At 64.5% G+C, this 18981-nt stretch carries 20 protein-coding genes and 1 tRNA gene; 10 read left to right on the top strand and 11 right to left on the bottom strand.

All coding sequences use genetic code 11. The annotated features are described in order from the left end of the window. Positions 1-103 precede the first annotated feature (103 nt). The 3 genes from IVA88_RS11685 (at position 104) to IVA88_RS11675 (ending at position 3435) form a co-directional block, all read left to right on the top strand. Positions 104-2119: an acetyl/propionyl/methylcrotonyl-CoA carboxylase subunit alpha gene (locus tag IVA88_RS11685; RefSeq protein WP_247497437.1), complete on the top strand. Its 2016-nt coding sequence runs from the start codon at positions 104-106 to the stop codon at positions 2117-2119. Between the two features lie 153 nt (positions 2120-2272). Then, positions 2273-3139: an isocitrate lyase/PEP mutase family protein gene (locus IVA88_RS11680; RefSeq protein ID WP_247497436.1), complete on the top strand. Its 867-nt coding sequence runs from the start codon at positions 2273-2275 to the stop codon at positions 3137-3139. Next, entirely contained in the window at positions 3136-3435 is a 300-nt protein-coding gene (locus IVA88_RS11675; protein ID WP_247497435.1) for an acylphosphatase, read from the top strand. The genes IVA88_RS11680 and IVA88_RS11675 overlap by 4 nt, the downstream gene beginning before the upstream one ends. Before the next feature lie 23 nt (positions 3436-3458). On the opposite strand, the gene IVA88_RS11670 is transcribed toward IVA88_RS11675, so the two are convergent. Together IVA88_RS11670 and IVA88_RS11665 are read right to left on the bottom strand one after the other, a co-directional pair. Then, complete coding sequence (locus tag IVA88_RS11670) at positions 3459-4979, bottom strand: PAS domain-containing sensor histidine kinase (protein ID WP_247497434.1); 1521 nt, start codon at positions 4977-4979, stop codon at positions 3459-3461. Between the two features lie 155 nt (positions 4980-5134). Continuing rightward, positions 5135-5989: a LysR substrate-binding domain-containing protein gene (locus IVA88_RS11665; RefSeq protein WP_247497433.1), complete on the bottom strand. Its 855-nt coding sequence runs from the start codon at positions 5987-5989 to the stop codon at positions 5135-5137. Positions 5990-6102: 113 nt separating this feature from the next. Between IVA88_RS11665 and IVA88_RS11660 the strand changes: the two genes are divergently transcribed. Continuing rightward, complete coding sequence (locus IVA88_RS11660) at positions 6103-6525, top strand: 4-oxalocrotonate tautomerase family protein (protein ID WP_247497432.1); 423 nt, start codon at positions 6103-6105, stop codon at positions 6523-6525. Between the two features lie 51 nt (positions 6526-6576). On the opposite strand, the gene IVA88_RS11655 is transcribed toward IVA88_RS11660, so the two are convergent. Beyond that, complete coding sequence (locus IVA88_RS11655; RefSeq protein ID WP_247497431.1) at positions 6577-6993, bottom strand: tautomerase family protein; 417 nt, start codon at positions 6991-6993, stop codon at positions 6577-6579. A gap of 37 nt (positions 6994-7030) precedes the next feature. Between IVA88_RS11655 and IVA88_RS11650 the strand changes: the two genes are divergently transcribed. Beyond that, a complete protein-coding gene (locus tag IVA88_RS11650; RefSeq protein WP_247497430.1) occupies positions 7031-7978 on the top strand; it encodes a LysR family transcriptional regulator in 948 nt (315 codons plus the stop codon). A gap of 183 nt (positions 7979-8161) precedes the next feature. On the opposite strand, the gene IVA88_RS11645 is transcribed toward IVA88_RS11650, so the two are convergent. Together IVA88_RS11645 and lipB are read right to left on the bottom strand one after the other, a co-directional pair. After that, the gene (locus IVA88_RS11645) at positions 8162-8875 is read right to left on the bottom strand and encodes a DNA helicase (protein ID WP_247497429.1); all 714 of its coding nucleotides are present in this window, start codon (positions 8873-8875) and stop codon (positions 8162-8164) included. Between the two features lie 197 nt (positions 8876-9072). After that, positions 9073-9819: a lipoyl(octanoyl) transferase LipB gene (gene lipB, locus IVA88_RS11640; RefSeq protein ID WP_247497428.1), complete on the bottom strand. Its 747-nt coding sequence runs from the start codon at positions 9817-9819 to the stop codon at positions 9073-9075. Between the two features lie 80 nt (positions 9820-9899). Between lipB and IVA88_RS11635 the strand changes: the two genes are divergently transcribed. From IVA88_RS11635 to IVA88_RS11625, 3 genes are all read left to right on the top strand, one after another. Then, the gene (locus tag IVA88_RS11635; protein ID WP_085351347.1) at positions 9900-10142 is read left to right on the top strand and encodes a FliM/FliN family flagellar motor switch protein; all 243 of its coding nucleotides are present in this window, start codon (positions 9900-9902) and stop codon (positions 10140-10142) included. 183 nt (positions 10143-10325) lie between these two features. Beyond that, positions 10326-10410 (top strand) — tRNA-Leu (locus IVA88_RS11630). Between the two features lie 305 nt (positions 10411-10715). Further along, a complete protein-coding gene (locus IVA88_RS11625; RefSeq protein ID WP_247497427.1) occupies positions 10716-11324 on the top strand; it encodes a cysteine hydrolase in 609 nt (202 codons plus the stop codon). A gap of 12 nt (positions 11325-11336) precedes the next feature. On the opposite strand, the gene IVA88_RS11620 is transcribed toward IVA88_RS11625, so the two are convergent. The 5 genes from IVA88_RS11620 to IVA88_RS11600 all read right to left on the bottom strand — a co-directional run bounded on the left by IVA88_RS11620 (position 11337) and on the right by IVA88_RS11600 (position 16176). Then, the gene (locus IVA88_RS11620) at positions 11337-12497 is read right to left on the bottom strand and encodes a DUF305 domain-containing protein (protein ID WP_247497426.1); all 1161 of its coding nucleotides are present in this window, start codon (positions 12495-12497) and stop codon (positions 11337-11339) included. Next, positions 12494-12673, bottom strand: coding sequence for a CsbD family protein (locus IVA88_RS11615; RefSeq protein ID WP_247497425.1), 180 nt, complete (start codon positions 12671-12673; stop codon positions 12494-12496). The genes IVA88_RS11620 and IVA88_RS11615 overlap by 4 nt, the downstream gene beginning before the upstream one ends. 143 nt (positions 12674-12816) lie before the next feature. Continuing rightward, positions 12817-14421, bottom strand: coding sequence for an alpha-amylase family glycosyl hydrolase (locus IVA88_RS11610; RefSeq protein WP_247497424.1), 1605 nt, complete (start codon positions 14419-14421; stop codon positions 12817-12819). Positions 14422-14448: 27 nt separating this feature from the next. Continuing rightward, positions 14449-14988: a hypothetical protein gene (locus IVA88_RS11605; RefSeq protein ID WP_247497423.1), complete on the bottom strand. Its 540-nt coding sequence runs from the start codon at positions 14986-14988 to the stop codon at positions 14449-14451. 12 nt (positions 14989-15000) lie between these two features. Next, positions 15001-16176, bottom strand: coding sequence for a zinc-dependent alcohol dehydrogenase (locus IVA88_RS11600; RefSeq protein ID WP_247497422.1), 1176 nt, complete (start codon positions 16174-16176; stop codon positions 15001-15003). Between the two features lie 173 nt (positions 16177-16349). Here IVA88_RS11600 and IVA88_RS11595 point away from each other — a divergent pair, with 173 nt between their 5' ends. Next, a complete protein-coding gene (locus IVA88_RS11595; RefSeq protein ID WP_247497421.1) occupies positions 16350-17132 on the top strand; it encodes an SDR family NAD(P)-dependent oxidoreductase in 783 nt (260 codons plus the stop codon). Between the two features lie 343 nt (positions 17133-17475). On the opposite strand, the gene IVA88_RS11590 is transcribed toward IVA88_RS11595, so the two are convergent. Then, the gene (locus IVA88_RS11590) at positions 17476-17880 is read right to left on the bottom strand and encodes a response regulator (protein WP_247497420.1); all 405 of its coding nucleotides are present in this window, start codon (positions 17878-17880) and stop codon (positions 17476-17478) included. 87 nt (positions 17881-17967) lie between these two features. On the opposite strand from IVA88_RS11590, the gene IVA88_RS11585 reads away from it, so the two are divergent. After that, on the top strand, positions 17968-18975 hold the full coding sequence (locus IVA88_RS11585) for a chemotaxis protein CheB (protein ID WP_247497419.1): 1008 nt from the start codon (positions 17968-17970) through the stop codon (positions 18973-18975). Positions 18976-18981 lie beyond the last annotated feature (6 nt).

Below are 18981 nucleotides of genomic sequence, written 5' to 3'. Positions count from 1 at the left end.
TGCCTCCGGCCTATTTTGATGTACCACGGGAGCCACACGGCCCGTCCCATAGGCTCCAACGGCCAGGGAAGGGTCCCGCCCAAGGTCGAGACTCAAGAAAAGCATGTTCAAACGCATTCTGATCGCCAATCGCGGCGAAATCGCCTGCCGGGTCATCAAGACCGCTCGCCGCATGGGAGTTCAGACGGTCGCGGTCTATTCCGAGGCCGACCGCGACGCCCTCCATGTCGAGATGGCCAACGAGGCCGTGCTGATCGGCCCGCCGGCGGCGGCCGAGAGCTATCTGGTGATCGAGAAGATCGTGGAAGCCTGCCGCAAGACGGGCGCCGAGGCCGTGCATCCGGGTTACGGCTTCCTGTCCGAGCGCGAGGCGTTTCCGCGCGCGCTGGAGGCGGCCGGCATCGTCTTCATCGGCCCCAACCCGGGCGCGATCGCGGCGATGGGCGACAAGATCGAATCCAAGAGGGCCGCCGCGAAAGCCAAAGTCTCGACCGTGCCCGGCTATCTCGGCGTCATCGAGGACGCCAAGCACGCGGTCAAGATCGCCGACGAGATCGGTTATCCCGTGATGATCAAGGCTTCCGCCGGCGGCGGCGGCAAGGGCATGCGCATAGCGCATTCGACGTCAGAGGTCGCAGAGGGTTTCAACCTCGCCAAGGCCGAGGCCAAGGCCTCGTTCGGCGACGACCGCGTCTTCATCGAGAAGTTCATCGTCGATCCCCGCCACATCGAGATCCAGCTGCTGGGCGACAAGCACGGCAACGTGATCTATCTCGGCGAGCGCGAATGCTCGATCCAGCGCCGCAACCAGAAGGTCATCGAGGAAGCGCCGTCGCCGCTGCTCGACGAAGCCACCCGCCGCAAGATGGGCGAGCAGGCCGTCGCACTCGCCAAGGCCGTGAATTACGACTCTGCCGGCACCGTCGAATTTGTCGCGGGGCAGGACAAGAGCTTCTACTTCCTGGAGATGAACACGCGCCTCCAGGTCGAGCATCCCGTCACCGAGCTCGTCACCGGCGTCGATCTCGTCGAGCAGATGCTCCGCGTCGCCGCCGGCGAGAAGCTCGCGATCACGCAGAAGGACGTCACGCTGACGGGCTGGGCAGTGGAGTCGCGTCTCTACGCCGAAGACCCGTTCCGCAACTTCCTGCCCTCGATCGGGCGTCTGGTGAAATACCGTCCGCCGGCGGAAGCGAGCCAGGACGGCATCACCGTGCGCAACGACACCGGCGTGCAGGAAGGCGGCGAGATCTCGATCCATTACGATCCGATGATCGCCAAGCTCGTCACCCACGCGCCGTCGCGCGCGGCCGCGATCGAGGCGCAGGCCACCGCGCTGGACTCGTTCTATGTGGACGGTATCCGTCACAACATCCCGTTCCTGTCGGCACTGATGAACCATCCGCGCTGGCGCGAGGGCCGGCTCTCCACCGGCTTCATCGCCGAGGAATTTCCCAAGGGCTTTGCGGCGCGGATGCCGGAAGGCGAGGTCGCACGAAGGATTGCCGCGGTCGGCGCCGCCATCGATCACGTGCTCGGCGAGCGCAAGCGGCAGATCTCGGGCCAGATGGGCGGCCGCATCGTTCAGCGCGAGCGTCGCCGTGCGGTCTGGCTCGACCGACAGGAGATCCTGCTGGAGATCGCGCGCGAGGGCGAGGCGGTCGCGGTGCGTTTCGTCGATGCCGACGGCAAGACCGGCCATTCGCATCCGTTGCAGTCGCGCTGGAAGCCGGGCGATCCGGTCTGGCAGGGCACAATCGACGGGCACGTCGTCGCGGTGCAGGTGCGTCCGATCGCGAACGGCATCCGCCTCGCGCATCAGGGCGTCGAGGTGCCGGTCTATGTCTGGACCGAAGCGGAAGCAGCCTCGGCGCGGCTGATGCCGGTGACCACGGCGGCCGATACCGGCAAGAAGCTGCTCTGTCCGATGCCCGGTCTCGTGGTCTCGATCGCGGTGACCGAAGGGCAGGAGGTCAAGGCGGGCGAGACGCTCGCGGTGGTCGAAGCCATGAAGATGCAGAACGTGCTGCGCGCCGAGCAGGACGGCACGGTGAAGAAGATCCACGCCAGCGCCGGCGCGACGCTCGCGGTGGACGCGCTGATTTTGGAGTTTGCGTAGGCGTTGTAAGATTACTGGCGGCGCCACAGGCGCCGTCATTGCGAGCGCAGCGAAGCAATCCAGACTGCCGCCGCGGAAAGATTCTGGATTGCTTCGCTGCGCTCGCAATGACGGAGTATGTTGCGGCTGCGTCGCAACAGTTGAGAGGGCGCCATGGCCTTTCGTTCCCGCCGCGAAAAACTGCGATCGATCCTGTCGGGCGGGACTTGCGTCCATCCCGGCTCGGTCTACGACGCCATCTCGATCCGCATCGCCGAGGATCTCGGTTTCCCGCTCGGCATGTTTGGCGGCTCGGTGGCTTCGCTCGCGGTGCTCGGCGACCCCGATATCACGCTGATCACGCTCACCGAGCTGGCCGAGCAGATGCGGCGGATGTCGCGTGCGGCAGCACTTCCGGTGCTGGTTGATGCCGATCACGGCTATGGCAATGCGCTCAACGTGCGCCGCACGGTGCAGGAGCTGGAGACGGCGGGCGCCGCCGGCCTCACTATCGAGGACACGCTGCTGCCGGCTGGCTTCGGCGAGGCGAAGACGCAGCTGATCTCACTGGAGGAGGGCGTCGGCAAGATGAAGGCGGCACTCGACGGCCGCGGCGATCCCTCGCTCGTGATCATGGGTCGCACCGGTGCGGCCGCGATCACCTCGATCGAGGATGCGATCCGCCGCGCCCGGGCCTATGAGGCCACCGGCGTCGATGCTCTGTTCTTTACCGGCATCAAGTCGCGCGCCGAACTCGAGGCGATCGCATCTGCGACGCGCCTCCCGATCGTGCTGGGCGGTGCGCCAGAAGAGTTGAACGTGCTCGATTATCTCGCTAGCCAGCGCGTGCGCATCGCGCTTCAGGGCCACGCGCCGATCGCGGCCGCAACGCAAGCCGTCTACGAGACGCAGAAGGCGCTGCGCGACGGCACTGCGCCGAAGAATCTCAAAGGCCTGCCATCGTCGGACTTGACCAGCCGCGTCACGCGCGAGGCCGACGTCAAGGCGCGCAGCGCCGATGTCCTCGGACTGAAAACATGAGCCGGGCGATCCTCCAGGTCACCATCCGCGGCCGCGTGCAAGGCGTCGGCTATCGTGCCTGGGTCGAGCACCAGGCGACGACGTGCGGCCTCGAAGGCTGGGTCCGCAACCGCCGCGACGGCAGCGTCGAAGCGCTGTTCGCGGGATCGCCGAAGCACGTCGCCGACATGGTTGCGCTGTGCCGCCACGGCCCGCCGTCCTCGCGCGTAGACAGCGTCACCAGCGAGACGGCCGACGTCGACGAGCTGAACTTGCGCCGGGCAGGGGAGGCGTTTTCGGTGTTGCCGACGGTGTAGGTGCCGAAAGGCTAGCTAAAGACTCACCGCGGCAGCTTGGCGATCGCTTCGCTCAATTCGTGGATCTCGTAGGGCTTGCGCAGGATCGGGAAATCGCCGCGCACGCCGGCGGCGACCTCGCTGTAGCCGGTAGCGAGCAGGATCGGCAGGCCGGGGCGGATCTGGCGGAGGTGATGGGCGAGGCTGAGCCCGTCCATCTTGCCGGGCATGACGATATCCGAGAACACGAAATCGACGCCGTTCTTCTCGATCTCGCGCAATGCGGCCTCGGCGTCGGCCACCCGGCGCACCTGGTAACCGAGCTGCTCCAGAAGGCCGATGCTGACGAGCGCGACGTCCGGATTGTCCTCGACCAGCAGCACCGTGCCGCTGCCCTGGAACGCCGGTTCTCCCGCCGCCTCGCGCGATGGTGTGTCTTCTCCGCGGGGCAGGAGGATCGTGAAGGTCGTGCCCTTGCCGAGCGTGCTCGCGACCTGCACCGTGCCGCCGGCCTGATGGGCGAAGCCGTGCACCTGGGAGAGACCGAGGCCGGTGCCCTTTCCGATCGGCTTGGTCGTGAAGAACGGCTCGAAGATCTTGTCGAGAACGTCTGAGGGAATGCCGAACCCGGTATCTGTGACGTCGATCGCGATGAATTCGCCGGCGAGGGGCGCCTCGTCGAGCACGAGATTGCGCGCGCCGATCGTCACCGTGCCGCCGTCGGGCATGGCGTCGCGGGCATTGATCACGAGGTTGAGCAGCGCGGTCTCGAGCTCGGAGACGTCGGCCTTGATCGGCCAGACGTCGGCGCTGATGTCGAAGCCCAGGCGCACGGAGCTGCCGACCCCGGCATCGAGCACCTCGCGGATCGCCGCGATACGGTCGGCCAAGTCGATCGCCTGCGGATTGACGCTCTGCCGCCGTGCGAAGGTGAGAAGCTGGTTGGTCAGCGCCGCGCCGCGCTTGGTGGCGGTCTCGATCGCCGAGATCGCGCGCTGAAGCTTGGCCTCGTCGTCGGCTCCTCGCTTCAGCATGTGGAGGCTGCCGCTGATGATCATCAGGAGATTGTTGAAGTCGTGGGCGACCCCGCCGGTGAGCTGGCCGAGCGCATCGAACTTCTGGGATTCGGCGAGCTGCTTCTGCATCGCCTCGAGTTTGATCTGGGTGTTGCGGCGCTCGGTGATGTCGCGCGTGATCTTGGCGAAGCCGACCAGCTTGCCGTCCTCATAGATCGGATCGATCACGACGCTCGCCCAGAAGAAGGTGCCGTCCTTGCGGACGCGCCAGCCTTCCTCCTCATAGCGGCCCTTTTCCCGTGCGATGCCGAGGGCACGGGCAGGCTTGCCGTTGACGCGGTCGGTTTCGGTGTAGAAACGGGAAAAGTGCTGGCCGAGGATCTCCGCGGGCGAATAGCCCTTGATGCGCTCGCCGCCGATATTCCAGCTGGTGATGATCCCGGTGGGATCGAGCATGTACAGGGCGTAGTCCGCAACCCCTTCAACCAACAGGCGGAAACTGCGTTCGCTTTCGAACAAGTCTCTCTGCTGACTGAACTTCTCGACCATTCCCGGACCCTGCCTCGATCGGATCAAACGCCGCAGGGGGCGGATTGTTCCCCGAATCTGGAACCTTTTTAGGCAAATATCGGGTCCCGTATGCAGGACGCAAGCCAGCAGACGCTCACAGGGCGTTCGAGGCAATGTCGTAAAGCCGTGCGGCGTCAGACGGCCGCCACGCTCCGAAACGTCGCGGCCACCGCGCGCAGCGCCCTCAGCTTGACGGGATCGCTGACCTTCGAATGCAGCATCACCTTCGAGCTGCCGAGTTTAGGCAGCTTGTGGGCGGGGCCGATATCGGCCAGTCCGGGAGGTGCAATCCGCCGCGCCAGTGGCGCGATCGCAAGTCCGGCAAGCGCGGCTGCGACCACCGCGGTGACGCCGCCGCCGACAAAACGCTCGCGCCAGGCGAAGCCGGCCTTGTCGAGCGCGCGCACGGCGATGGCGCGGACGCCGCAGGGCGGGGCGAGCGTCGCAAGCGGCAGCTGTTCGCCTTTCGGCAGAGAGAAGTGTCTTGACGCGAACCAGCCGAACTCGTCCTCGGCCAGCTTCTCGCCGCCGCGCCGGCTGCCTTCCTGGCGCACGATCACCGCATCCAACTGGCCAGCGTCATAGGCCTCCTGCATCTCGCGCGAGAAGCCGATCGTGACGGCGAGCATGAGATTCGCAGACATCGCGTGCAGCCGTTCAAGCAGCGGTATCAGTTCCGGCCCCGCAGCATGGTCGGAGATGCCGAGCGAGAGCGACTGCGCGACTGAGGCCTCGCCCGACAGCGCGCGGTCATGTGCCGCGATCAGTGCGCGGGCGCGATCGAGGAACGTCGCGCCGTTCGCCGTGAGCCGGACCGCGCGCGGCGAGCGCTCGACGAGGCGCTTTCCGAGCAGCGTTTCCAGCCGTTGCAGCTTGAGGCTGATCGCCGCCTGGGTCGTGCCGAGTGCCTCGGCTGTGCGGGTAAAGCTCTGGAGGTCGGCGACCAGCAGGAAAGCCTGGACGGTGGCGATGTCGAGTGTTGCTGTCATTATGATATCTTATCACTAGTATCAACAAAGATAAGGTACCAAAATGACGGCGGGAGGTCTAGCTTCTCGTCAACGCCGCACGAACCCCGCGCGACATTCTGAGGAGAACGACCATGCCGCTGATCACCGTGTCCTACACCACCTCGCGCCAGTCGCCGTCGCTGAAGGCCGATATCGCGAGCGCCGTGTCCGAGCTCACAGCAAAAATCCTGCACAAGGATCCTGAGGTTACCGCCATCATCGTGAAACCAGTCGAGGCGGGCGCCTGGTTCGCCGGCGGCAAGTCGCTCGCCGAGCAAAAGCTGGCGAGCTACTGGATCGACATCCACGTCAGCGAAGGCACCAACACCAAGGACGAGAAGGCCGCCTATCTCGCCGCGATGTTCAAGCGCATGGCCGGGATCCTGGGCCCGCTGCATCCCGAGACCTATCTGCACGTCGACGAGGTCAAGGGCGACGCCTACGGCTTTGGCGGCCTGACCCAGGAGCGTCGCTACATCGCCGGCAAGCTCGAGGTTTCGCCGGAGAAGGCGTGAGGATTGCCTGCCTTGCGGACGGCGCGTCCGGCGCCGTCCGTGCATTCGTTATCAGCGAGTGGATGCAGGACTGGCGGCCATCGGAGCGTGGTTATCGCCAAAGCCAAGGCCACGACCGAGCGACCAATCCGCCGGCGCGTTCTCGGTGAGCGCGATCATGACGTCGTCTCCGGAAAATCCCGCACGGACCGCCCGATCAGCGATCCGCCGAAATAGATTTCTCTTCTGATCGACCGTGCGTCCTTCGAGAAGCACAATCTCGATGATCAACGCGTCCGGCGTGCGGGCGACGTCAGGGAAAGTCGGGTCGATGAGCATCATTTCCGGCGCATAGGCCGAAACGAGCTGAAATCGATCCTTGGGCGGCACACCACAGGTCTCGACGAGACCCTCGTGCACGGCATCGGCAAGGGCGCGGATTTGGGCCAGCGCCAGATGGGCCGGAACGGAAATGCGGGCGAGGGGCATAGGGAGGTCTCCGGATTTGGGGACCTCCGTCATATTCATGCTAGGGATCGAGATAAATCTCGCTTTTGATAGTCACTCATACCTAGAAGTCATGAATATGCTGATGCACCCGGTGTCGGACCTCGCGGTTTTTGTCCGGACGGTCGATTTGGGGAGTTTTGCGGCCGTGGGCACTGAGGTCGAACTGACAGCCTCAGGCGTCTCTCGCATCGTGACCAGGCTGGAGCGCCGTATCGGGGCCAAGCTTCTGCATCGGACGACACGGCGGCTGGTGCTGACCCAGGAAGGCGAAACGTTCCTCGTTCATGCAAGGAGCATCCTGGCTGCGGTCGAGGCCGCCGAGGCAGATGTGGCCTCCGTCCATGCGCGGCCGCGCGGGCATCTGCGGATCAACAGCGGCACCGCGTTTGCAAGACACCGGCTCGCGTGGCTGCTGCCGCAATTCATGGACCAGTTTCCGGAAATCACCGTCGACCTCTCAGTGGGGGATCACCGCATCGATCCGATCGCCGATCAAGTCGACGTCACGATCAGGGTCGGGCCGCTGGGCGACAGCGAGCTGATCGCGGTCCGCCTTGGTGAAGTCAGGCGCATTATCGCCGGCAGCCCGCGATATCTGGAGCGTCATGGCATTCCCCAGCAAGCGGCCGATCTCGCGCGGCATAATTGCCTGCAGCTCCGCGGCTTCTCGCGCCTCGCGCAATGGCCGATGGTCGAACAAGGCAAGCGCATCATGGCGCCGGTGAAGGGATCGATCCGCTCGGACAGCGCCGACTTCCTGCTCGACCTTGCGTTGGCTGGCGCCGGGCTCGTGCGGTTTGGCGATTTTCTGGGTGAGGCGGCCTTGAAGGACGGCCGGCTGGTGCCGGTGCTGTCGCACTGTCATGAACCCGACCCACAACCGATCACGGCTTTAATCCTGCCCGGTCGACAAAACATTCCGCGGGTTCGCGCTTTCGTCGATTTCCTCAAGGCAAGCGTTTGACGACCGTCAGATCGTTGCTTCCGGCAGCCGGGCGCCGGTTGCGCCGAAACATCTTCAAACGCCCGCCGAAGACGTCGACACCGGCCATCGCCGGCAAGCTCGAGGTTTCGCCGGAGAAGGCGTGAGGACGAAGGCCGCGGGTGAACAAACGTACCCGCGGCTTGAACTGGTTGCGAGGGATCGTCAGCTCGCTATTCGGAATTGAACTTCGGAATTGTTCAGGAAACAGGTCTTGTCGAACAGCTTCAGGTCGAGCGGATTCGGCAGCCTGACATCGTCGAGGTCAGGGCAGGGCTTGACCGAGGGATCATAGGAACGGTCGATCTGCGAGATGAAGACGACGATCAATCCCTTGTCGCGTGCGAATGATTTCAACGCGGGTACCTGGACGGTGAGGTCAGGGTTTTTCCGCCGCTGGTCGAGCAGTTGCAGATAGTCGATCACCACGACTGTGCCGCGCGGTGCTGCGGCCATCTGCTTGACGACGTAATCGGCACTGATAGCGTCGGAGCAATCGACCTCGAAGAGTTTTTCGAATTCCGCCGGGTCCGCGCCGATCACCCGAAAGCGATCCAGAACGTCTTTCTCGGTGTATTCGAGCGAGAAGAACGCGGCGCGGCGGCCGGACCGCATCGCCTCCACGGCAAGTTCGAGGCTCATCAGGGTCTTGCCCTGGCCGGGGCGCGCGCCGACCAGCACCAGGTCACCCGGTTGGAATTGCGGGAACAGCCTGTTGGCCGGAGTCGCCGCGGCAGCTTTCGCCGCAAGCATGCTCCATGCGGAAAATCCTTCCGTGCCGGCGATGCGGTCAAGCGCATCGTGCAACGGAATGCCTTCCTCGCGGGACATGCGCTTCGCTCTCCGCTTCAGATGATAGATGGGTGCAGACAGCTTCATCGTGAGAACCTCCCATTGCGAGCATGATCGCAACCCCTCCTTATGCCTGACGCTCGAACAGTCGGTCCGATGATCAATTCGCCCGGCATGACATCTACTTTCCCGGCGGAGGGGGGAGGCGTGGGCGACACCGGGATCAAGCGTAGCGATTCCGCGTCGGCGGAGAATGAGAGAGGCGGAGCACTCTGCAGAAAGCGTTAGACGGCTTCCGGCAGCAGCGCCCGGGTCGGCCCGAACAGTTCCTCGAAGGCTTGCCGGAGCGCGACGTCGACGTCGGCCATCGTCACGAGCTGGCCGAGATCGACCAGCGAGGTAACGCCGTAGCGGGGATCGGCGACGCCGCAGGGCACGATGCCGGCGAAATGCTCCAGCTCCGGCTCGACATTGATGGCGATGCCGTGGAACGAGACCCAGCGTTTCAGCCGGACGCCGATCGCCGCGATCTTGTCCTCGTGCTCGGGTCCCTTGTCGGGCCGCTTGACCCAGACGCCGACCCGGTCCTCGCGCCGCTCGCCGCGGACATTGAAGGCGCCGAGCGTCCGCAGGATCAATTCCTCCAGGCTCGCGACATAGGCCCGCACGTCCGGCCGGCGGCGCTTGAGGTCGAGCATGACATAGGCCACCCGCTGGCCGGGCCCGTGATAGGTGAGCTGGCCGCCGCGTCCGGTGGCAAAGGTCGGGAATCGCGCATCGAGCAGGTCGGTGGCCTTGCCCGAGGTGCCGGAGGTGTAGAGCGGGGGGTGTTCGAGCAGCCAGACCAGCTCCGGGGCGTCACCGGCCGCGATCGCCGCGACGCGCGCCTCCATTTCGGCCACGGCCTCGGGATAAGGCACGGGCGCGTTCGAAATCCGCCACTCCACGGGTTCGGCGTCTGCGGCGGAAAACGACGCCAAATCGAGGTCTTGACGTTGATCTTGGCGGAGGGTTTTGGGTGAATTAACCATTGGCTAACCATAACCGGGTGATGATCCCAGGCGCAAATGCCGAGTCCTTAGTCCAAGTCCCAAGTTGCGGTGGTGCTGAAGTGCCTACTCTCGACAAAGTCACCGTGGATCTCATGGTCGTCCTCGGGACGACCACCATGCCGATCCATCAAGTATTACGTCTTTCCCGCGGTGCCATCATCGAGCTGGACGCAACCGAGGCCGACGAGGTCAAGGTTTTGGCCAATAATCTGCCGGTCGCCTCCGGCGTGGTGCTGGTCGATCGCAACCGGATCGCGGTCGAGGTCAAGCAGATGCTGCCGCGCGTGCCGGGCACGCGGTAGCGGCCCGGGCACACGGTAGCGGCCTGGGCAGGCGGTAAGGCCGATCCCGGGCAAGAGGCCGGAACTTTCCTGCAAAGCTTGTGGAATTCAGGGCCTTTGGAGGCTTGTACCCCTCTGATGGATTTGTTAGATCGGCGCCGTTGATCCGGTTGGCCTTCAAGCCTCAAGCCGGCATCCCCAAAAGCGCTCGTGGCGGAATTGGTAGACGCGCTGCCTTGAGGTGGCAGTGAGTAAAATCGTGGGGGTTCGAGTCCCTCCGAGCGCACCATTTGGCCATGTCGGCCTTGATATCCTTCAGTTATTTGATGACGCCCGGGAACGTGACTAGTCCGTTTCCGCGCAAGGCCCGCATGCCGACTGCCTGGCGTGAGCCGGGCTCCCAAGCACGGTGCCGATTAAAGCGACGGTGGTCCCCAAACCCACGAGCGCCGGGCTCGTTCGACTCGGCGGTGCGACTGGATCGCGCCTCCCGGTGATGGGGAACGATGATCGTCGGGATCGCATTGCCACCGGCGAGGTCGCCGCGCAAATGCCGGCTGCTGGCGCGTGGCTATGGTTCGATGGTGAAGCACGATGAGGGACAGCGCGTCGGAGGTTGCGGACATCAGAGATGCCGTTCATCTCTGCATCGACATGCAGAACATTTTCGCTCCGGGTGGCCTTTGGGCGACGCCCTGGATGGCGAGAGTTTTGCCGACGATCGCCTCTATCGTTTCGCGCCATCAGGTCAGAACGATCTTCACGCGATTCATCACGCCGGAAGATCCGGAGGATCGTCCCGGACAGTGGCAGAGCTATTTTCGTCATTGGCGCAAGGCGACCCGCAAGCATCTTCCGCCGTCTGCTCTCGACCTCGTGCCGGCTCTGAGCCACTTCGTTCCGCCCGCTGCTGTCGTCGACAAGCCGGCCTATTCCGCGTTCAGCAATCCCGGCCTCGCCAGCCTGCTCATCGAGAAGAACGTCCGCACGGTCGTGATCACGGGCGCAGAGACCGACGTCTGCGTGCTCTCGACGGTCCTGAGCGCCGTCGATCTCGGCTTCAGGGTCGTCATCGTCGAGGATGCGCTGTGCAGCTCGTCGGACGTCGGCCACGATGCGCTCATGACGATGTACCGCACCCGCTTTCACGGCCAGGTCGATCTGATGACCGCCGAAGAATTGGCGGAGTATTGGCGAGAGTAGGGGACGATCCGCTCAATTGACGTTATCGCCGAGCATATTGCGGAATGCCGTGGTGACGGCGGCGATGCCGCTGGCGCCGTGCATCAGCGCGATCTCGCCCTGCTGCTCGTGGCGGATGGCGTGGGCCATGACACGCAAGCGCAGATCGCCGCCGCTATGCCACATCTGGTCGGCCATCTTGACCGCGCCGGCGTGATGCTTGCTCATCGTCTGGACGAACACCGCATCGAATTGGTCCGCCGGCGCGGTCTTGACCTGTCGCATCTCGGCCTGTGTCAGGAAGCCCGGCATCGCGGCACGTTCTTCCGTGTTGCAGTCGGGCATCTCGGTGTCGAACCAGCTCAGCCACCAGGTCTCGAAAATCTGGTTCTCGCCGGTCTGGCTCGCGACCATCAGCATCGCCAGCTTGCGCAGATGCGGATCCTGCGCGCGCTCCGCGCCGATCCGCGCCAGTTCGATGCCCTGGGCATGATGCGCGGTCATATGACGGATGTAAGCTTGGTCCGCGTCCCTGTCGCGGCCCATCCACGGCGGCTCATAACCATGGCTGCCGAACAACGCGGTCGCCCCGAGCAGCATCATTACCGCCAGTGCGCCCGTGGTCCAGGCATTGGTGAAGCGAACATCGCGCTCGGGTGCCGCGCCCCGCGTCCAGCGCAGCCGGGCGAACAGGGGATACATCACGGCCGAGGAGCCGTGGACGAGCAGGCCGATCCAGTAGGGCTGCTGCAGCGTGAACAGCGGCTGCCAGAACGGAAACAGCGGCACCAGCACGAACCATTCCATGCTTGAAGAGAACACGGCCCAGGGCAGCGCGAGCAGCAGGATCGTCAGCGGCCGCAGGTCGGCGGTCCAGCGCCCGAGCACGCCGAAGAAGACCAGCGCCCAGGAAAAGTCCGCCCATTGGTGAAAGGCAATCCCGGCAAGGATCGCGCTCCACGACGGCTCCGCGCTGATCGCCCAATCGCGCGCGGGAATGGCCGCGACCGTCATCCAGTCGACGGCGGCATCGCGTCCGATGCGCGCGGCGAAGAGCTGGCTGACAATGGTCGAGAAGGTGCTGCTGATCAGGCCGAGTTCGGCAGCGGCGATCCAGCGCGAGCGTTGCCGTGAGGCGCCTTCATCACCGGGGCGAATTGGATTGGAAATGGTTGACGGCGCGGCGGCGTTCACGTCAGCTGATTGAGTTTCTTCAACGGATTGAGCTCGCTCGGCTTGCTCTGTTCGTCCCGGCCGCGCTCCGCTTGCTCCTTGCCTTCCTCATGGAGATCCTGATCCCCGACGATCTCGCCGACGACCTGTTTCGTCTTGCCGGCGATCCGCTGACCGAGGCCCTTAGTCTTGCTCATGGTCCGCCTCCTGGCTCACGCCGCTACCCCGGTGCTTGAAGGGGGTGAGCGCCGGGGCCGCGGTTTCGTCTATTCAGCCTCCGGCAGGGGGGACGCCGGAAGCGTTGAAGAGACTCTCCGAGGCGCGGATGGTTCCTCGGCCCTCATCTTGCATCGAGCGCGATGATCACGCCTTCATTGCCGCGGAGCAGGATGGAGGCGTCCGGCATGGGCTCGGACGGCCGGTCCAGATGCGTCGAGATCAGCAGGCGGCCGCGACCTTGCCAGTGCCATTTCCGCGGCTCGGCGGCGATGTTGAGCGCGACCAGGAGCTCGCGGCCGCCATCCGCCCGCCTGAAGGCAAGAACATCGTTCTGTGAGCGTAGCGGCTCGTAATCGCCGCGGCGCAGGCACGCATGCTCGCGCCGCAGTCCCATCAGCGCGCGAAACAGCGCCAGGATCGAACGCGGGTCGCGCCGTTGCCCTGCCACGTTGGCCGCGCCGTCGGGCGGCTCCAGCGGCAGCCATGGATTGCCGATGGTGAAGCCGCCGTTGACGCTGTCATCCCATCGCATCGGCGCGCGTTCGGGATCGCGGCAAAGGCCGTAGCCCGGCACGAGCTTCTCGAAGGGATCGCGGACCCGGTCGGGCGGAATGGGAACGCGCTTGCGGCCGATCTCGTCGCCCATGAAGAAGAACGGCGTTCCCCGCAGCGTCATCAGCAGCATCGCCAGCACCCGCATCTGCGCGTCGCCGAGCTTGGTCGCGATCCGCTGCTTGTCGTGGCCACCGATCACCCAGACCGGCCATGCATGATCGGGGATGGCGTTGAAATACGCGTCGATCGTCGCTTGCAGCGACAGCGCGTCCCAGGGGGCGTCGAGCAGCGCGAAATTGAGCGGCAAATGCAGGCGCGGTCGGTCGTTGCCGTAGAAGTGCCCGATGCGGTCGGTCTTGCCCTGGACTTCGCCGCACAACATCCGGCCCGGATAGCCGTCGATCACCTCGCGAATGAACTCGATGCAACTCATCGTCTCCGGCCGGTCGTCGGTAAAAACGGGGGACTGACGCTGCGGCGGCGGCTTGCCTTTGGCTTGCGGGTTCTGTGGATTGTCGCGCAGGAGCGCGTCCTTGATCAGGACCGCGCTGGCGTCGACGCGAAAGCCGTCGACGCCGCGATCGAGCCAGAAGCGCATGACATCGGCGATCGCGGCGCGCAGTTGCGGGTTGCGCCAATTCAGATCGGGCTGCTCGACCAGGAAGGAGTGATAATAATATTGCCGCCGCGCCTCGCACCATTCCCAACCGCTGCCGCCGAAGCGGCTCAGCCAGTTGTTGGGCGGACCGCCGTTCTCGGCCGCGTCGGCCCAGATGTACCAATCGGCCTTCGCGCTGTTTCGTGAGCTGCTGCTCTCGACAAACCATGCATGATCGTTCGCAGTATGATTGGGCACGAGATCGAGGATCAGACGGATATCCGCCGCGTGCAGCGCCTTGAGCAGGCGGTCGAACGCGTCAAGACTGCCGAACGCAGGGTCGACCGAGCAGTAATCGGAGATGTCGTAGCCGAGATCGCGGAACGGGCTCTTATAGATCGGCGTCAGCCACACCGCGTCGACGCCGAGCCATTTCAGGTAATCGATGCGCGATATCAGGCCGGCGAGGTCGCCCTTGCCGTCGCCGTCCGAGTCCTGGAACGAGATGAGTGCGATTTCGTAGATGACGGCGGATTCCCACCATGCACCGTCGTTACGGGACTCGTCGCTCATTGGCTTGCATCACCTCGTCGTACTTGCTCAGGTTCGTCCCGCGGCGTGCGCTGCGATCTGCTTTGCCGCGGTTCTGGCGCTCTCGATTCCTTTGGGAAAGCCGCTGCGGTTCGGATACAGCTTGCGCCGTGCATCGCGGGGCGGCCGCCGCGGCTTGGTGTCCTGCGCGGCGCGGTAGTCGAGCATCGCGATGCCGCCTACCATCAGCAGCGCCAAGGCGATATTGCCCTTTTTGGGATTGTCCGCCGTCAGACCCGAGAGCAGCGCGGCGGCATCGAGGCCGTCGCCACCGACGCGGGCCCACAGGCCGGCGTTCTTGTCGACCGAGAGCGACATGATCCCGGCCATGATCTCCCGCACGCCGAAGGCGCGAACCAGCGTCTCATGGCCTTCCATGCCCAGCGTTTCCGTGACGCGCCTCGGCGCGAAGAATTCCACGACGCCGAGACCGATGCTGAACCAGCCTAGCGCACGGGCAAGCTGGTCTTCGGGCCGCTTCAGGCTCGGCCCGCCCGCGACGATCTTAGGGTCGCCCTTGGTACGCACGATGTTGGAGAAATGAAACATTGATCTAGCTCCTCAGGGCCTCAGCACGACCTTGACGCAGGAGTCGCGCTTGTCGCGAAACACCTGGTACATCTCGGGGCCTTGGCTGAGCGGGACGGTGTGGGTGATGACGAAGGACGGATCGATCTCGCCTTCCTCGATGCGGCGGAGCAGGTCGTCGGTCCAGCGGTTGACGTGGGTCTGGCCGGTGCGCATCGTCAGGCCCTTGTTCATGAAGGCGCCCATCGGAAGCATGTCGGAGAATCCGCTGTACACCCCCGGCACCGAAATGATGCCGCCGGGACGGCAGACATAGATCATCTCGCGCAGCACATGCGGCCGGTCGCTCTCCACCATCATCATCTGCTTGGCGCGGTCGAGCAGCGTGTCGGGCAGGGAGGCCATCACATGCGACTCCATCCCGACGCAATCGATACATTTTTCAGGGCCTCTGCCGTCGGTGAGCTCCTTGAGCCGCTCCAGAACGCTTTCGCTTTCGAAATTGATGGTGGTGGCACCGCCGGCTTCGGCCATGCTGAGCCGCTCGGGCAGGCAGTCGATTGCGATCACCTGGTTCGCACCGAGCAGGATGGCGCTGCGGATCGCCATCTGCCCCACGGGACCGCAGCCCCAGATCGCAACCGTATCGGTCGGCTCGATGTCGCATTGCACGGCAGCCTGCCAGCCGGTCGGGAAGATGTCGCTGAGAAACAGCAATTGCTCGTCGGGAATGCCGGCGGGCACCTTGATGTGGGTGGCGTCGGCAAACGGCACGCGTAGATATTCCGCTTGGCCACCGGGATAGCCACCGGTCAGATGCGTATAGCCGAACAGGCCGGCGCAGGAATGACCGAACACCTTTTCAGCGAGATGACGCTTGCGGTTGGTGGTCTCGCAGACCGAGAAATTGCCGCGCTTGCACTGGTCGCATTCGCCGCAAATGATCGTGAAGGGCACGACGATGCGGTCGCCCTTTTTCAGCTTGCCGTCAACTCCCGAGCCGACCTCGACCACTTCGCCCATGGTCTCGTGGCCCATGATGTCCCCGGGCAGCATGCCGGGAATGTAGTTGTGAAAGAGGTGCAAGTCTGAGCCGCAGATGGCGCAGCTCGTGACCTTGATGATGGCATCGCGCGGGTCCTGAATCTCCGGATCAGTGACGGTGTCGCAGCGAATGTCCTCCTTGCCGTGCCAAACCAGCGCCTTCATCTCTGTCCTCCCGCGAGCTACGAGGCATCCAAGTCGAACAACGAACGATGGTTGCTATTGCACGCGGAAAATCTTCGCACCGCACAGGCTTTGACCTGAGGTTTGGCTTGGATAGGAACGAGAGGCGGTCGCAGCCATTGGAGCGTCGTCAACGCCATCCCAAGGATTCGCTCATGCCCGCCAATCAACTCGCCGTCGTCACCGGCGCCTCCACCGGCATCGGCCTGGAACTCGCAAGATGTTGTGCCCAGGCAGGTTTCAACCTTGTCATCGCGGCGGACGAACCCGAGATCGAGCGGGTGGCCGTCGATCTCCGCAGGCTTGGGGCCAGCGTCGAGCCTGTCGAGGCCGATCTCGCCACCACAGAAGGGGTCGACAAGCTCTGCGCCGCGGTCGGCGACCGGCCGATCGACGCGCTGCTGGCCAATGCCGGCGTCGGCCTCGGCAAGGCCTTCCTCGATCAGGATTTCCAGCGCGTCAGGCGCGTGGTTGACACCAACATCACCGGCACGCTTTATCTGATCCATCGCGCCGGCAACGAGATGCTCCGCCGCAACTCGGGGCGCATCCTGATCACGGGCTCGATCGCCGGATTCACGCCGGGTAGCTTCCAGGCGGTCTACAACGCCAGCAAGGCCTTCCTCGATTCATTCTCATTTGCACTGCGCGAGGAGCTGCGCGACAGCGGCGTCACCGTCACCTGCCTGATGCCGGGCGCCACCGAAACGGAATTCTTCCGCCGCGCCGACATGATGGACACCAAGGTCGGCACCGAGCAGAAGGACAGTGCCTACGAGGTCGCGAAGGCCGGCTTCGACGCCATGTTGGCCGGCGAGTCCGACATCGTGACTGGAATGAAGAACAAGATCCAGACCACGGTCGCCAACGTCACGCCGAACGAGATGTTGGCGAAGCAGCATCGCAAGATGGCAGAGCCTGGCACGGCGAAGTCGTAGAACGATGCCGTCGCAATCTTCGCTGAGCGGCGCGGCCAATCCCGCGGACCGACAAAGGGGGATGATGATTCACATAGCCTAATGCGCAAGGCTCCCTGAGCCGTCAAGCTGGTTCGGCTCGAAGAGGGGGCCGTGATGGCAATGGATCGTGTCGAACAGGCCTTTGTCGCAACGGCCATCACGGGTTTCCTCGTGATGATGGCGGCGATCGTCTGGATGATGATGGACTGAGGGCGGGAGGCCTGCCGATTTGCGGATCGCGCTGCCCTATGCTGCGGTGCTCCTGTGCATGGCGGTGGCCGCCTGGATCGCTTTCGCACATCTGTTCTGATCGTCGTCCTGCTCAACAGTGCAGATCGGCGATCAGCGCGGCCAGCTTCTGTCCCATCGCCGGCAGATCGATCGGTTTTTCCAGGATCGGCACGTCGTGGAATTCCGGACTGATGGTGACCTTGTCGTATCCGGTCGTGAAGATGAAGGGTACGTTCCTTGCCTTCAGTTCACGGGCGACCGGAAAGATCATCTGACTGCGGATGTTCACGTCGAGCACGGCGGCATCGAGGATGCTGCCGTCGTGCAGAATCCTGAGCGCGTCGTCGAGATCACCCACCGGGCCCGCGACATCTGCGCCGAGCGCGCGACATGCCCTGCCAATGTCATCGGCGAGAAAATATTCGTCCTCGACAACGAAGATCCGCCGCCCGCTGAGCGGCGACAGCGGACGTGACGACGTGGGCGATATCGCCATGGTGCCTCCCATGCCTTCCTTTCCGGTCCTAGGAACATAGGGCGGTGACCCGCCTTGGTACAAACGATACAAAAGAAAGCGGGTTCCATGAGCAACCGCGACATCATCGTCATAGGTGGCTCGGCCGGTGCGACCGCACCGCTGAAGCAGATCCTCGGCCGCCTGCCGCCCGATCTGCCCGCGGCGGTGTTCATCGTCCTGCACATCCCGGCGCAGGGCATCGGCATTCTCTCGACGGTGGCCAGCAGCGCCGGCCCACTTCCGGTCCGGCAGGCCGAAAGCGGCATGAAGATAGAGCCGGGCCAGGTTTATCTGGCCGCACCGGACCATCATCTGCTGCTGTCCGAGGATCGCGTGTTCCTCGGGCGCGGCCCGCGCGAGAACATGGTCCGGCCGGCCATCGACGCCTTGTTTCGCTCGGCCGCCATCAATTACGGCCCGCGCGTGATCGGCGTGCTCCTCAGCGGCCTGTTGTCCGACGGTGCGGCCGGTCTCAACGCGATCAAGCGCTGCGGCGGGATATCCGTGGTTCAGGACCCCTCGGACGCCATCGCCGATGAGATGCCAAGGAGCGCCCTGGAGGCGACCATCATCGATCTTTGCGTCGCCGGCGCCGGAATGGGTGATGTCCTCTCTGATCTTGCCAGGGAGGCTGCCGGCGCCGCGCTGCCGATCCCGCCGGAGATCCGGCTCGAGGTCGAGATCGCGGCCGGCGAACGGATCGGCAGCGACAATCTCCTCGCCGTGGCTGATCCGGTTGCGCTGACCTGTCCCGCCTGCGGGGGCGTGCTGTCTGAGATCAAGGAAGCGCGTCCGATGCGCTTCCGTTGCCAGGTCGGTCACGCCTTCACTGGCGACGTCCTCGCAAAAGAGCAGGAGGGGCGAGTGGATGAAGCTCTGCGGGTCGCGCTGCGCATCATCGAGGAGCGGGCTGAGCTGGTGCAGCGCATGGCCGCCGACGGCCGCCGCAGTGGCCGGCCTGCGGTCGCCGAGATGTACCAGGCGCGGGCTGCCGAATATCGCGAATATGCCGACATGATCCGGCGGGTTGTGCTAAAGTCGCTCGATCCTCCGGTTCGCAAGCGGGACGCTTGAGGGTCG

Origin of the sequence: Bradyrhizobium sp. 149, from assembly GCF_023073915.1 — a bacterium.
GTDB lineage: Bacteria > Pseudomonadota > Alphaproteobacteria > Rhizobiales > Xanthobacteraceae > Bradyrhizobium.
This window is presented reverse-complemented; position numbering and strand designations above follow the sequence as displayed.

Excerpts from the sequence above, each read along its gene's own strand:
- IVA88_RS11685 (WP_247497437.1), top strand. The coding sequence starts at position 104 with ATGTTCAAACGCATTCTGATCGCCAATCGCGGCGAAATCGCCTGCCGG.
- IVA88_RS11680 (WP_247497436.1), top strand. The coding sequence starts at position 2,273 with ATGGCCTTTCGTTCCCGCCGCGAAAAACTGCGATCGATCCTGTCGGGC.
- IVA88_RS11675 (WP_247497435.1), top strand. The coding sequence starts at position 3,136 with ATGAGCCGGGCGATCCTCCAGGTCACCATCCGCGGCCGCGTGCAAGGC.
- IVA88_RS11670 (WP_247497434.1), bottom strand. The coding sequence starts at position 4,979 with ATGGTCGAGAAGTTCAGTCAGCAGAGAGACTTGTTCGAAAGCGAACGC.
- IVA88_RS11665 (WP_247497433.1), bottom strand. The coding sequence starts at position 5,989 with ATGACAGCAACACTCGACATCGCCACCGTCCAGGCTTTCCTGCTGGTC.
- IVA88_RS11660 (WP_247497432.1), top strand. The coding sequence starts at position 6,103 with ATGCCGCTGATCACCGTGTCCTACACCACCTCGCGCCAGTCGCCGTCG.
- IVA88_RS11655 (WP_247497431.1), bottom strand. The coding sequence starts at position 6,993 with ATGCCCCTCGCCCGCATTTCCGTTCCGGCCCATCTGGCGCTGGCCCAA.
- IVA88_RS11650 (WP_247497430.1), top strand. The coding sequence starts at position 7,031 with ATGCTAGGGATCGAGATAAATCTCGCTTTTGATAGTCACTCATACCTA.
- IVA88_RS11645 (WP_247497429.1), bottom strand. The coding sequence starts at position 8,875 with ATGAAGCTGTCTGCACCCATCTATCATCTGAAGCGGAGAGCGAAGCGC.
- lipB (WP_247497428.1), bottom strand. The coding sequence starts at position 9,819 with ATGGTTAATTCACCCAAAACCCTCCGCCAAGATCAACGTCAAGACCTC.
- IVA88_RS11625 (WP_247497427.1), top strand. The coding sequence starts at position 10,716 with ATGAGGGACAGCGCGTCGGAGGTTGCGGACATCAGAGATGCCGTTCAT.
- IVA88_RS11615 (WP_247497425.1), bottom strand. The coding sequence starts at position 12,673 with ATGAGCAAGACTAAGGGCCTCGGTCAGCGGATCGCCGGCAAGACGAAA.
- IVA88_RS11610 (WP_247497424.1), bottom strand. The coding sequence starts at position 14,421 with ATGAGCGACGAGTCCCGTAACGACGGTGCATGGTGGGAATCCGCCGTC.
- IVA88_RS11605 (WP_247497423.1), bottom strand. The coding sequence starts at position 14,988 with ATGTTTCATTTCTCCAACATCGTGCGTACCAAGGGCGACCCTAAGATC.
- IVA88_RS11600 (WP_247497422.1), bottom strand. The coding sequence starts at position 16,176 with ATGAAGGCGCTGGTTTGGCACGGCAAGGAGGACATTCGCTGCGACACC.
- IVA88_RS11595 (WP_247497421.1), top strand. The coding sequence starts at position 16,350 with ATGCCCGCCAATCAACTCGCCGTCGTCACCGGCGCCTCCACCGGCATC.
- IVA88_RS11590 (WP_247497420.1), bottom strand. The coding sequence starts at position 17,880 with ATGGCGATATCGCCCACGTCGTCACGTCCGCTGTCGCCGCTCAGCGGG.
- IVA88_RS11585 (WP_247497419.1), top strand. The coding sequence starts at position 17,968 with ATGAGCAACCGCGACATCATCGTCATAGGTGGCTCGGCCGGTGCGACC.